This is a genomic window from Pseudomonas sp. FW305-20, assembly GCF_058788075.1.
This window is the reverse complement of record NZ_JBYTAJ010000039.1, coordinates 22,265-34,533: the sequence shown is the minus strand read 5'-3', so window position 1 is coordinate 34,533 and position 12,269 is coordinate 22,265. Positions and strand designations below refer to the sequence as shown.

Here is a 12,269-nt window from a genome sequence, read left to right as displayed (position 1 = left end):
TCAATACTTTTACCTTACGGGCAAACCTTGTGTTGCCCGCAGCGAGGCAATCTTTAATAATCGCCAACTGAGAATTATTTGCAGATAGTCATGACTCCCATCACTGCTGGCCATCCTCGTATCCTGTCTATAGAAGACGACCTCGTACTCGGTGCTTATGTTCATGAGCATCTGGGACGTTGCGGTTTTCAGGTGACGTGGTGCCAGAACGGACTGGAAGGCTTGACCATCGCTCGCCAGCAAGCTTTCGACGTGGTGCTGATGGATATTCTGCTGCCGGGCCTGGATGGGCTGAACGTACTGACGCAGTTGCGTCAGAGCCATTCCACCCCGGTGGTACTGATGTCGGCGCTCGGTGCCGAGGCGGATCGCATCAGTGGTTTTCGCCTGGGCGCCGATGATTACCTGCCCAAACCTTTCAGCATGGTCGAGTTGCGGGTGCGCATCGAAGCGATCCTGCGACGGGTCGCGCTCGACCGCCGGCCAGCGCCGGCACCGATTGCGCCTTCGGCGGACAGCCTGCGTTTCGACGATGAAGGCTGTGATGTCTTTTATGGCGAACACGCCGCCGGCCTGACCCGCAGCGAATACCGGCTGCTGGAAACGCTGAACCGCAATGGCGATGAAGTCCTGAGCAAAGCCTTTCTTTACCAGCATGTACTGCAGCGCGGTTACGCGCCCCACGACCGCAGCCTCGACATGCACATCAGTCAGATCCGCCGCAAGCTCAAGGCTGTCGGTTACCTCGAGCGCGAAGTGCGCACGGTGTGGGGCAAGGGTTACGTATTGAGTGCTGTCGATGAAGTGGACTGAGCTGCCGGGCAGGCATTCGCTGTTCTGGAAACTGGCGTGTTTGTTGGTGGCGTTCTGTCTGCTGATGATCTGGCTCAGTTGGTCCTGGGGGCGCTACATGGAACAGAAAAACCTGTTCCTATCCGACGAGGCACGGGGCACGCTGATGCGCTACGCCGCCGAGGCGGAGCAGGCGTGGAACGAGCGCCAGAGCGCGGGCATCGATGCCTGGTTGCAGGGCGTGGGCCATCGCGAGTCGACATGGGTCGGTGTGATTGGCGGCGATTTGCAGTCATTGAGCAGTTACCCGCTGACGGAAAAAGAAACCCGGCGCCTGACCTTTTTGCGCGGTCTGGATTGGCCGACGAGTCGCCATACCAAAGGATTGCCATGGTTGAGAGTGCCTTTCCCCAAGGATCCGTCCGCTGGCAGTCTGGTGATCGAACTGCCCCAGCGTTTCGTGCCCGGCCGTTACCGGGTGATCTGGCGGGTGATCACCAACGGGGTGATTCCCGGCTTGTTCACCTTGCTGCTGTGCGTCGGACTGTATCGGTTGCTGGTTGTGCCTTTGAACAGTCTGCGCGAACAGGCCAATGCCTGGCGTGCCGACCAGTTGAACGTGCGGTTGTCGAGCCGTATCACCAATCGCCCGGATGAGTTGGGTGAACTGGGTCGAGCCTTCGATCACATGTCCGAGCGTCTGCAAAGCACAGTGGCCCTGCAACAACAACTGCTGCGCGACTTGTCCCACGAACTGCGCACGCCACTGAGTCGCCTGCGGGTGGCCAGCGAAAGCGAGCAGGGGCTGACGCAATTGCGCGAACGCATTGGCCGAGAGGTCGATGGCATGCAGCGACTGGTCGAAGACACCCTGCAACTGGCCTGGCTCGACACCGAGCGCACTCGGTTGCCCGATGAATCGATCCAGGTTCAGGCGTTGTGGGAAATGCTCACGGAAAATGCCTGCTATGAAAGTGGCTGGCCGGCGAGCCAGTTGCAGTGCGCGGTGGATTCTTCCTGCTGGGTGCGCGGCCATCTCAATACGTTGGCTCAAGCGCTGGAAAACATCCTGCGCAATGCCATTCGTCATTCACCGCAGGGCGGCGTTGTGCGTTTGGGTGGGCGGCGTGATGGCGACTTCTGGCACGTGTGGCTGGAGGATGAGGGCGGCGGGGTGGCCGATGAAGAGCTGGAGCGGATCTTCTCGCCGTTCATCCGACTCGACGGATCGCGGCCGGGGGATGGTGGATTTGGCTTGGGGTTGAGCATTGCGAGGAATGCGGTGCAGCGTCAGGGTGGGCTGCTTTGGGCTGAGAATTCTGGGGCGGGGTTGCGGCTGAATATGCGGTTGGTGGCGGATGACGGTGGAGTCAGTGACGACGCTATCGCGAGCAGGCTCACTCCCACATTGGATGGGTGTCGGCCGCAAATGGTGTGATCACCCCCCTAACCCTGTAGGAGCGAGCCTGCTCGCGATGAGGCCCTCCCAGCTACAACCGTTCTAACTTTGCCGGAGCGTTCCCGTTATTTTGTACGACCTTTCCTAAAGGTCATTGCCGACACCTTAAGCCTGATTTGACGGAATAGACTCGCGTTTTCCTTCGTCCTCCAGGAGTTCGGCATGACTGCACCCAGCGTCCCCGGCAGCACAACCGAAGACCGTTTCAATGAAGTGCTTGCGCTGATTCAAAGTGCCAAGCAGCAGGCCATGCAGGCGGTGAATACCCAGTTGATCGAGCTGTATTGGCAGGTGGGTGCTTACATCAGTCGCAAGCTGGAAAAAGCCGAATGGGGCGATTCTGTGGTCAGCCAGTTGGCCGAGCATCTGGCTCAGACTCAACCGGGGTTGCGTGGGTTTACCCGGTCGAACTTGTTCCGCATGCGCCAGTTCTATGAGGCTTATCACGCTGAAGAGAAAGTCGCACCACTGGTGCGACAATTGTCTTGGTCGCACAACCTGATCATTTTCAGCCAGAGTAAACGGCCGGAAGAGCGGGAGTTCTATGTCCGTTTGGCTGTTCAGGAAAAATGGTCGAAGCGTGAACTGGAGCGTCAGTTCAAAGCTGCACTGTTCGAGCGAAGCGTGACCCAACCGGCAAAAGCCTCTGCGGTGCTGAGACACACTCACCCTGAGGCACTGAACGTGTTCCGCGACGCCTACATGCTTGAGTTTCTCGACTTGCCCTCCGACCATGGCGAAACCGATCTGCATAAAGGGTTGCTGGCGCGCCTCAAAGATTTTCTGATCGAGCTGGGGCGCGACTTCTGTTTTGTCGGCTCTGAACGCCCGCTGCAAGTCGGCGGGCGTGATTTCGCCCTGGATCTGCTGTTCTTCCACCGTGGCCTCAATTGTCTTGTAGCCATTGAGCTTAAGGTCGGTCGTTTTGAACCGGAGTATCTGGGCAAGCTGAACTTCTATCTGGAAGCGCTGGATCGCGATGAACGCAAACCCCACGAAAACCCTGCCATTGGTGTGTTGCTATGTGCCAGCAAGGATGACGAGGTCGTCGAGTACGCCCTTAACCGCAGCCTGTCGCCAGCGCTGATCGCTGAATACCAGGTGCAGCTACCGGACAAACAGTTGTTGCAAGCCAAGTTGCATGAGTTCTATGCATTGAATGTCGCGCAAGGCGAAGAGTACTGATCCAGCCCCTTATTCCCATAAGCCATAAGCACCGTACTTTGCGTGATATGGCCTTCGAAGGTTTGCCGGTATGATAGGCGCCCCCGCAGTCTGGATTGCGAATACGCCATGACCTTGCAGTACCCAACCATCGCCGATTGCGTCGGCAACACTCCGCTGGTCCGTTTGCAGCGCCTGCCTGGCGCCACCAGCAATACCCTTTTGCTCAAGCTCGAAGGGAATAACCCGGCGGGTTCGGTCAAGGACCGTCCGGCGCTGTCGATGATCACCCGCGCTGAATTGCGCGGGCAGATCCACGTCGGCGATACGCTGATCGAAGCGACCTCGGGTAACACCGGGATCGCCCTGGCGATGGCCGCCGCGATCAAGGGTTACAAGATGATCCTGATCATGCCGGACAACTCCAGCGCCGAGCGTAAAGCCGCGATGACGGCGTATGGCGCCGAGCTGATCCTGGTCACCCAGGAAGAGGGCATGGAAGGCGCCCGCGACCTTGCACAGCGCATGGAAGCCGAAGGCCGCGGCAAGGTGCTGGATCAGTTCGCCAACGGGGACAACCCCGAAGCGCACTACACCACCACCGGCCCGGAAATCTGGCGTCAGACCGAAGGCACCATCACCCATTTCGTCAGCTCCATGGGCACCACCGGTACCATCATGGGCGTCTCGCGCTACTTGAAAGAGCAGAACGAGAGCGTGCAGATCATCGGTCTGCAACCGATGGAAGGCTCGGCGATCCCGGGCATTCGTCGCTGGCCGCAGGAATACCTGCCGAAGATCTACCAGGCCGAGCGCGTGGACCGGATCGTCGACATGGCGCAAAGCGAAGCCGAAGACGTGACCCGTCGTCTGGCCCGCGAAGAAGGCATCTTCTGCGGCGTGTCCTCGGGCGGTGCGGTGGCAGCGATGCTGCGCCTGTCCCAAGAAGTTGAAAACGCGGTGATCGTCGCGATCATCTGCGACCGTGGCGACCGTTACTTGTCGACCGGCATTTTCGACGCGCCCAACTGATGGCCAAACAAGAGAGAGGCCTGCGCTTCCAGCCCACCGGCGGCAGCAAGGCCCCGCAAATTCCGACTGGCAAAAAGCAGCGCTTGAGTATCGAGCGCCTGGCTAATGACGGTCGCGGTATCGCGTTTTTTGAAGGTCGCACCTGGTTCGTCATCGGCGCATTGGCCGGTGAAGAAGTCGAAGCACGTGTATTGGGCGCCCACGGCAAAGTGGTCGAGGCGCGCACTGAGCGGGTGTTCCAGGCCAGCGAACTGCGCCGCCCGGCACCGTGTCCGCATGCCGGTCGCTGTGGCGGTTGCAGCGTGCAACATTTGCCGCACAACGAACAACTCGCCCTGAAACAGCGCATGCTCGCCGAGCAATTGTCCAAGGTCGCCGGTGTTGAACCCGAAGAGTGGGCCGCGCCGTTGAGCGGTGCGGAATTCGGTTATCGGCGTCGCGCCCGAGTGGCGGTGCGCTGGGACATGAAGGCGAAAAAACTCGAAGTCGGTTTCCGCGCCGCTGGCAGTCAGGACATCGTTGCGATCAACGAATGCACGGTGCTGGTACAGCCCTTGCAACCAATCATGACCCGCTTGCCGGAAATGCTCCGGCGCTTGAGCAAACCTCAGGCGCTGGGGCATGTGGAATTGTTCAGCGGTTCGTCGTTGGCGGTGTTGCTGCGGCACATGGCGCCGCTGTCCGACGCCGACATGACGATCCTCAAGGATTTCTGCGCGTTCCATGAAGCCCAGTTGTGGCTGCACGGTGACGGTGAACCGCAACCGGTCGAGGCTGACCAGTCGTTGGGTTATCGACTGGAACAGTGGGATTTGGACCTGGCGTACCGACCGGGAGATTTCATCCAGGTCAACGCCGGGGTCAACGAAGCGATGATCGCCCAGGCGTTGGAGTGGCTGAAGCCGACGGCGGATGAACGCGTTCTCGATCTATTCTGTGGCTTGGGTAACTTTGCCTTGCCGCTGGCCAAGGTCGTTCGCGAAGTGGTGGCGGTGGAAGGTGTGCAGGCGATGGTCGAGCGGGCAGCCGCGAACGCTGCTAGCAACAATCTTCATAATGCGCAGTTTTTTCAGGCCGATTTATCCCAGCCTTTGACCGATGCCGAATGGGCGCGCGAAGGCTTTTGTGCGGTACTCTTGGACCCACCGCGTGACGGTGCTTTCGAGGCAGTGCGCAAGCTTGCGTCCCTGGGCGCCAAACGGTTGGTGTATGTGTCGTGCAATCCGGCAACGCTGGCGCGCGATACGGTCGAATTGATCAAGCAGGGCTACCGGTTAAAACGTGCCGGGATTCTCGATATGTTTCCTCAGACGGCACATGTCGAGGCCATGGCGTTATTTGAAGCGAGCTAGGACGGCTCGTCTGGTCCGACTGGCCCGCCCGTGCAGCCGCGTATTAGCCCTTACGTGGGCACACGGGCAACGAAGGTCAGCGATTTGACGCATTGAATCTGCGTCGTAGGGAAGGTAAGCAAGATGGTACAGGTGAGAGCACACCAGCCGATCAACACCGACGGCAGTATCAATCTCGAGGCTTGGCTCGATCATGCGGTCAGTGTCGATCCGGCACTGGATCGCGAAGCCTTGAAGGAAGCGTGCGAGTTTGCTCGTGCGTCTGAACAACAAGCCAATGCGGCGAAAAACCTGTGGTCCGAAGGGACCTCGAGTTTCCGCACGGGCCTTGAGATCGCCGAGATTCTCGCCGACCTCAAACTCGATCAGGATTCGTTGGTTGCCGCGATCCTGTATCGCGGCGTGCGCGAAGGCCAGATCGAGTTGCCGGCGATCAGCCAGCGCTTCGGCCCGGTGGTCGCCAAACTCATAGACGGCGTATTGCGCATGGCGGCGATCAGCGCCAGCCTCAGCCCCCGCCAATCCCTGGTGCTGGGCACGCAGGGCCAGGTTGAAAACCTGCGCAAGATGCTGGTCGCCATGGTCGACGACGTTCGCGTTGCGCTGATCAAACTGGCCGAACGCACCTGCGCCATCCGTGCGGTGAAAACCGCCGATGACGAAAAACGCAACCGCGTCGCCCGTGAAGTCTTCGACATCTACGCACCTTTGGCTCATCGTCTCGGTATCGGTCACATCAAGTGGGAACTGGAGGACTTGTCCTTCCGCTACCTTGAGCCCGATCAGTACAAGCAGATCGCCAAGTTGCTCCACGAGCGACGTCTGGATCGCGAGCGCTTCATCAGCGATGTGATGAGCCAGTTGAAGAACGAGCTGACCGCCACCGGCGTCGATGCCGACATCAGCGGCCGGGCCAAACACATCTATTCGATCTGGCGCAAAATGCAGCGCAAGGGTCTGGAATTCAGCCAGATCTACGATGTGCGCGCCGTTCGCGTGCTGGTGCCGGAAATGCGCGACTGCTACACCGCGCTCGGCATCGTCCACACCCTGTGGCGGCATATCCCGAAAGAATTCGACGACTACATCGCCAACCCGAAAGAGAACGGCTATCGCTCGCTGCACACCGCAGTGATCGGCCCCGAGGGCAAGGTGCTGGAAGTGCAGATCCGCACCCATGCCATGCACGAAGAAGCCGAACTGGGCGTGTGCGCGCACTGGAAGTACAAGGGCACCGACGTCAAGTCCGGCTCCAACCACTACGAAGAGAAAATCTCCTGGCTGCGTCAGGTCCTCGAGTGGCATGAAGAGTTGGGCGATATCGGCGGCCTGGCTGAACAGCTGCGGGTCGATATCGAGCCGGACCGGGTCTACATCTTTACCCCGGACGGTCACGCCATCGACTTGCCGAAGGGCGCGACGCCGCTGGACTTCGCCTACCGCGTGCACACCGAAATCGGTCACAACTGCCGTGGCGCGAAGATCAACGGGCGCATCGTGCCGCTCAACTACAGCCTGCAAACCGGTGAACAGGTCGAGATCATCACCAGCAAGCACGGCACCCCGAGCCGCGACTGGCTGAACCCGAACCTGGGTTACATCACCACCTCGCGGGCACGGGCGAAGATTGTTCACTGGTTCAAATTGCAGGCGCGCGACCAGAACGTCGCCGCCGGTAAAACCTTGCTGGAGCGTGAACTCAGTCGCCTCGGTCTGCCAGCGGTGGATTTCGACAAGCTGGCCGAAAAGGCCAACATGAAGGGTGCCGAAGACATGTTCGCCGCGTTGGGCGCAGGCGATTTGCGTCTGGCGCAACTGGTGAACCTGGCGCAGCAACTGGTCGAGCCGGAGCGCGGCAACGAACAGCTGGAACTGATTCCGCGCAAGGCCACCGGCTACAAACCGGGCAAGCGCGGCGACATCCAGATCCAGGGCGTCGGCAACCTCATGACCCAGATGGCCGGCTGCTGCCAGCCGCTGCCGGGGGATGCGATCGTCGGTTACATCACCGTGGGCCGCGGCGTGAGCATTCACCGTCAGGACTGCGCCTCGGTGCTGCAACTGGGCAGCCGCGAACCCGAGCGGATCATCCAGGTCAGCTGGGGGCCGGTGCCGGTACTCACCTATCCGGTGGACATCATCATCCGCGCCTACGACCGGTCCGGCCTGCTGCGTGACGTTTCGCAAGTGCTGCTCAACGAGCGGATCAACGTGCTGGCGGTCAACACCCGCTCGAACAAAGAGGACAACACCGCGTTGATGTCCCTGACCATCGAGATTCCGGGGCTGGATGCATTGGGGAGGTTGCTGGGTCGGATTTCCCAGTTGCCGAACATCATCGAAACCCGCCGTAACCGGACGCCTTGAAGATGACCAATGTGGGAGCGAGCCTGCTCGCGATGGCGGTATTTCAGTCGACATCTGTGTTGTCTGCCAGTCCGCTATCATCGCGAGCTGGCTCGCTCCCACAGGTTTTTGTGATGAGACATGATTGATGTACAGCCTTGAAGACTTGCTGCACCTGATGAGCCGTCTGCGCGACCCGCAATATGGCTGCCCGTGGGACATCAAGCAAACCTACGAAACCATCGTCCCGCACACCCTTGAAGAAGCCTACGAAGTCGCCGACGCCATCGAGCGCGGTGACTTCGATCACTTGCAGGGTGAGTTGGGGGATTTGCTGTTCCAGGTGGTTTATTACAGCCAGCTGGCGCGGGAAGAAGGGCGCTTCGAATTCGCCGGTGTCATCGACAGCATCACCCGCAAATTGATTCGTCGTCATCCGCACGTGTTTCCTACCGGTGATCTGTACGCGCCGCTGGATGTTCCGCGGCTGAATGAAGATCAGGTCAAGCAGCGCTGGGAAGAGATCAAGGCCGAAGAGCGCGCCGAGAAATCATCCACGCCAATGCAGCTGTCCTTGCTTGACGACGTACCCGCAGCACTGCCGGCATTGTCCCGTTCGGCGAAGCTGCAGAAGCGCGCGGGGCAGGTCGGGTTCGACTGGCCGGACGCCTTGCCGGTGCTCGACAAAGTGCGCGAAGAGCTCGATGAAGTGCTCGAAGCCATGGCCGACAATGACTCGGCAGCGATTGCCGATGAAGTCGGTGATTTGTTGTTTTCCGTGGTCAATCTGGCGCGTCATCTCAAGGTCGATCCCGAAACTGCACTGCGTGGCGCCAACAGCAAGTTCGAAAGACGCTTCCGTTTTATCGAACAGGCATTGCGCGACACCCACCGTCCCATAGAAGATTGCACCCTCGAAGAGTTGGACGCCTTGTGGGGCGAAGCCAAACGTCAGGAAAAGAATTTGCCCAGCTGCGGTTGAGCAGTTGCCTAAGTGAGTAATAAGCACCATGAGCATTTCCCTTCGCGACCAGTTGCTCAAAGCAGGGCTGGTCAACCAGAAGCAGGCCAAACAGGTCGGCAAAGAGAAGCAGAAACAGCAGCGTCTGGCCCACAAAGGTCAGATCGAACTTGATGACTCGCAGCAGCGGGCGGCTCAGGAAGCCATGGCCGAGAAGGTCAAGCGCGATCAGGAGCTGAACCGCCAGCAACAGGAGAAGGCCGAGGCCAAGGCTCGCGCGGCCCAGGTCAAACAGTTGATCGAAGTCTCGCGTCTGCCGAAGCTGACGACCGAGGACTACTACAACTTCGTCGACGACAAGAAGGTCAAGCGCATCTGCGTCAACACGCTGATGCGCAACAAGCTCAGCAGCGGTTCGCTGGCCATCGTGCATCACGCCGGCGGTTATGAAGTGATCCCGCGTGAGGCGGCCCTGAAGATCCAGGAGCGCGATCCACAGCGTATCGTGCAGATGAACGTGAAAACCGAAGAAGTCGCTGCCGAAGACGATCCGTACGCGGCCTATCAGATCCCGGACGATCTGATGTGGTAAGCCGATAAAGGCTGCAACAACGACAAACCCCGCTCATGGCGGGGTTTGTCGTTTTTAATGCTGTCATTGCTTATGCGGATTGGAGCGCTCGTTGCTGCTCCAGTTTTTCCAGTTCGGCCTTGTAGCTGTGGGCATCGGTTTCGGAGTGGAACATCCCCACCAGCATGTCTTGTTGATGCACGTCCCAGATCCGGATACCGGCGGCTATGCCTTCGTGGGACTTATGTGAATCGTCGCGTTCAGTTACTTTTACAGACATCTGCTAGCTCCAATCTCTGTTATCTGCAGCAAGGCGTGTGCAGGACTCCGTTATAGGTTTGGTTAGCCTGCTAAGTAAATGGCCGAGTTTGGTAACGGATTTTTGCAAAATCAGAGAAAATCCTGCAGCCCTTGAAACACGTGGCATTTGGTCGCAGGCCGCTGGGTTTCATGACAAAAGCTTCATGTTCGCATTGACGAAAATGTCTGGCTTCACACAAAACCTGTGGGAGTGAGCCTGCTCGCGATAGCGGTCTCATTCATACAGAAATGTTGAATGTGGTGCCGTCATCGCGAGCAGGCTCGCTCCCACAGGATTGCGGTGTTCAATCTTTCAGGCACAAAAAAACGCCCCGAACCAGTCGGGGCGTTTTTGTGTGCAGCTTAGAAGGGCGGGGTATTACTTACCGGCCCAGCGCTTCAGTACCAGCGTGGCATTGGTGCCACCGAAGCCGAAGCTGTTGCTCATCACGGTGTTGATGGTGGCGTCTTCACGAGTCTTGGTCAGGATCGGCATGTCAGCCACTTCCGGGTCCAGTTCGTCGATGTTGGCGGAACCCGCCATGAAGTTGCCTTCCATCATCAGCATGCAGTAGATCGCTTCGTGAACGCCGGCGGCGCCCAGGGAGTGACCCGACAGGCTCTTGGTGGAGCTGATGGCCGGAGCCTTGTCACCGAACACTTCACGCACACCTTTCATTTCCATGACGTCGCCGACCGGAGTCGAGGTGCCGTGGGTGTTCAGGTAGTCGATCGGAGCGTCAACGGTGGACATGGCCATCTGCATGCAGCGGATGGCGCCTTCGCCGCTTGGAGCGACCATGTCGTAGCCGTCGGAGGTTGCGCCGTAGCCAACGATTTCCGCGTAGATCTTCGCGCCACGGGCCAGAGCGTGTTCCAGCTCTTCGACCACGACCATGCCGCCACCGCCAGCGATGACGAAACCGTCACGCTTGGCGTCGTAGGCACGGGAAGCTTTTTCCGGGGTTTCGTTGTACTGGCTGGACAGTGCGCCCATGGCGTCGAACAGGAACGATTGGCTCCAATGCTCTTCTTCACCGCCACCGGCGAACACGATGTCCTGCTTGCCCATCTGGATCTGTTCCATGGCGTTACCGATGCAGTGAGCACTGGTGGCGCAGGCAGATGCGATGGAGTAGTTCAGGCCCTTGATCTTGAACGGCGTGGCCAGGCAAGCGGAAACGGTGCTGCTCATGGTCCGCGTTACACGGTATGGGCCAACGCGTTTCACGCCTTTCTCGCGCAGGATGTCCAGCGCTTCCATCTGGTTCAGCGTGGAGGCACCACCGGAACCGGCGATCAGGCCGGTACGCGGATTGGAGACTTGCTCATCGGTCAGACCGGAGTCGGCGATGGCGTCTTTCATGGCCAGGTAGGCGTAAGCCGCCGCGTGGCCGACGAAGCGATAGATCTTGCGATCGATCAGCTCTTCGAGGGGAAGGTCAATGGAGCCGGAAACCTGGCTACGCAGACCCATTTCGGCATATTCCGGGTTGAACCGGATGCCAGGGCGGCTTGCACGCAGGTTAGCGGAGACGGTCTCTTTGTCATTGCCCAGGCACGAAACGATGCCCAGACCAGTGATAACGACGCGGCGCATGCGGATAACCCTTAGAAGTTGTCAGTGGAGGTGAAAACGCCGACCCGAAGGCCTTCGGCGGTGTAGATCTCGCGGCCGTCGACGCTGACCGAACCATCGGCGATGGCCAGGTTCAGCTTGCCTTTCAGTACACGCTTGATCTGAATGTTATAGGTTACTTTCTTGGCGGTCGGCAGAACCTGACCAAAGAATTTCACTTCGCCCGAACCCAGGGCGCGACCGCGGCCCGGCAGACCTTGCCAGCCGAGGAAGAAACCGACCAGTTGCCACATGGCGTCGAGGCCCAGGCAGCCTGGCATCACCGGATCGCCTTCGAAATGGCAGGCGAAGAACCACAGGTCCGGAGTGATATCCAGCTCGGCGACCAATTCACCCTTGCCGTACTTGCCACCCTCGGCGCTGATATGGGTGATGCGATCCACCATCAACATGTTCGGGGCGGGCAGTTGTGCGTTACCTGGGCCGAACAGCTCACCGCGACTGCAGCGCAGCAGGTCTTCCCGAGTAAAGGCGTTTTGTTGGGTCATGCGAGCTCCTCAATAGTCCCATGCGGCAGGTGGGGCAAATCTTCCCGGCCGATCGAAGCGTTCATGCCTCGAGTCAGCAGCCTACTCATAGACTATTGCGTTGTGGTGAAAGTCACAGCACCAAGGACATGAATGTACACTTGTGCACTGAAATTATTATTCAAG

11 protein-coding genes are annotated in these 12,269 nt (G+C 59.2%); 8 read left to right on the top strand and 3 right to left on the bottom strand.

What is annotated here, in order from left to right:
- Nucleotides 1–90: 90 nt before the first annotated feature.
- From AC3WP4_RS24875 to AC3WP4_RS24840, 8 genes are all read left to right on the top strand, one after another.
- Entirely contained in the window at nt 91–813 is a 723-nt protein-coding gene (locus tag AC3WP4_RS24875) for a response regulator transcription factor (protein WP_102616267.1), read from the top strand.
- On the top strand, nt 800–2,230 hold the full coding sequence (locus AC3WP4_RS24870; RefSeq protein ID WP_102616266.1) for a sensor histidine kinase: 1,431 nt from the start codon (nt 800–802) through the stop codon (nt 2,228–2,230). Before AC3WP4_RS24875 ends, AC3WP4_RS24870 begins: the two co-directional genes overlap by 14 nt.
- A gap of 183 nt (nt 2,231–2,413) precedes the next feature.
- Nucleotides 2,414–3,436 carry a PDDEXK nuclease domain-containing protein gene (locus AC3WP4_RS24865; protein ID WP_102616265.1) on the top strand — a complete coding sequence of 341 codons (1,023 nt, stop codon included), beginning with the start codon at nt 2,414–2,416 and terminating at the stop codon, nt 3,434–3,436.
- A gap of 108 nt (nt 3,437–3,544) precedes the next feature.
- Nucleotides 3,545–4,447 (top strand): cysteine synthase CysM, encoded by a 903-nt coding sequence (gene cysM / locus AC3WP4_RS24860; protein WP_076028278.1) that lies wholly within the window; start codon nt 3,545–3,547, stop codon nt 4,445–4,447.
- On the top strand, nt 4,447–5,799 hold the full coding sequence (gene rlmD, locus AC3WP4_RS24855; RefSeq protein ID WP_102616264.1) for a 23S rRNA (uracil(1939)-C(5))-methyltransferase RlmD: 1,353 nt from the start codon (nt 4,447–4,449) through the stop codon (nt 5,797–5,799). The genes cysM and rlmD overlap by 1 nt, the downstream gene beginning before the upstream one ends.
- A gap of 123 nt (nt 5,800–5,922) precedes the next feature.
- Nucleotides 5,923–8,166: a GTP diphosphokinase gene (gene relA, locus AC3WP4_RS24850; protein WP_074879115.1), complete on the top strand. Its 2,244-nt coding sequence runs from the start codon at nt 5,923–5,925 to the stop codon at nt 8,164–8,166.
- Between the two features lie 127 nt (nt 8,167–8,293).
- The gene (mazG, locus tag AC3WP4_RS24845) at nt 8,294–9,127 is read left to right on the top strand and encodes a nucleoside triphosphate pyrophosphohydrolase (protein WP_074879113.1); all 834 of its coding nucleotides are present in this window, start codon (nt 8,294–8,296) and stop codon (nt 9,125–9,127) included.
- Nucleotides 9,128–9,155: 28 nt separating this feature from the next.
- Nucleotides 9,156–9,698 carry a DUF2058 domain-containing protein gene (locus AC3WP4_RS24840; RefSeq protein ID WP_008148015.1) on the top strand — a complete coding sequence of 181 codons (543 nt, stop codon included), beginning with the start codon at nt 9,156–9,158 and terminating at the stop codon, nt 9,696–9,698.
- A 70-nt stretch (nt 9,699–9,768) separates the two neighbouring features.
- Here AC3WP4_RS24840 and AC3WP4_RS24835 read toward each other — a convergent pair whose 3' ends face one another.
- From AC3WP4_RS24835 to fabA, 3 genes are all read right to left on the bottom strand, one after another.
- Nucleotides 9,769–9,957: a hypothetical protein gene (locus AC3WP4_RS24835; RefSeq protein ID WP_102616262.1), complete on the bottom strand. Its 189-nt coding sequence runs from the start codon at nt 9,955–9,957 to the stop codon at nt 9,769–9,771.
- A 399-nt stretch (nt 9,958–10,356) separates the two neighbouring features.
- Nucleotides 10,357–11,577 (bottom strand): beta-ketoacyl-ACP synthase I, encoded by a 1,221-nt coding sequence (gene fabB / locus AC3WP4_RS24830; protein WP_076028275.1) that lies wholly within the window; start codon nt 11,575–11,577, stop codon nt 10,357–10,359.
- An 11-nt stretch (nt 11,578–11,588) separates the two neighbouring features.
- A complete protein-coding gene (gene fabA, locus AC3WP4_RS24825) occupies nt 11,589–12,104 on the bottom strand; it encodes a 3-hydroxyacyl-[acyl-carrier-protein] dehydratase FabA (RefSeq protein WP_008148022.1) in 516 nt (171 codons plus the stop codon).
- Between the last annotated feature and the right edge of the window lie 165 nt (nt 12,105–12,269).

Excerpts from the sequence above, each read along its gene's own strand:
- AC3WP4_RS24875 (WP_102616267.1), top strand. The coding sequence starts at position 91 with ATGACTCCCATCACTGCTGGCCATCCTCGTATCCTGTCTATAGAAGAC.
- rlmD (WP_102616264.1), top strand. The coding sequence starts at position 4,447 with ATGGCCAAACAAGAGAGAGGCCTGCGCTTCCAGCCCACCGGCGGCAGC.
- AC3WP4_RS24870 (WP_102616266.1), top strand. The coding sequence starts at position 800 with ATGAAGTGGACTGAGCTGCCGGGCAGGCATTCGCTGTTCTGGAAACTG.
- cysM (WP_076028278.1), top strand. The coding sequence starts at position 3,545 with ATGACCTTGCAGTACCCAACCATCGCCGATTGCGTCGGCAACACTCCG.
- AC3WP4_RS24865 (WP_102616265.1), top strand. The coding sequence starts at position 2,414 with ATGACTGCACCCAGCGTCCCCGGCAGCACAACCGAAGACCGTTTCAAT.
- relA (WP_074879115.1), top strand. The coding sequence starts at position 5,923 with ATGGTACAGGTGAGAGCACACCAGCCGATCAACACCGACGGCAGTATC.
- AC3WP4_RS24840 (WP_008148015.1), top strand. The coding sequence starts at position 9,156 with ATGAGCATTTCCCTTCGCGACCAGTTGCTCAAAGCAGGGCTGGTCAAC.
- mazG (WP_074879113.1), top strand. The coding sequence starts at position 8,294 with ATGTACAGCCTTGAAGACTTGCTGCACCTGATGAGCCGTCTGCGCGAC.
- AC3WP4_RS24835 (WP_102616262.1), bottom strand. The coding sequence starts at position 9,957 with ATGTCTGTAAAAGTAACTGAACGCGACGATTCACATAAGTCCCACGAA.
- fabA (WP_008148022.1), bottom strand. The coding sequence starts at position 12,104 with ATGACCCAACAAAACGCCTTTACTCGGGAAGACCTGCTGCGCTGCAGT.
- fabB (WP_076028275.1), bottom strand. The coding sequence starts at position 11,577 with ATGCGCCGCGTCGTTATCACTGGTCTGGGCATCGTTTCGTGCCTGGGC.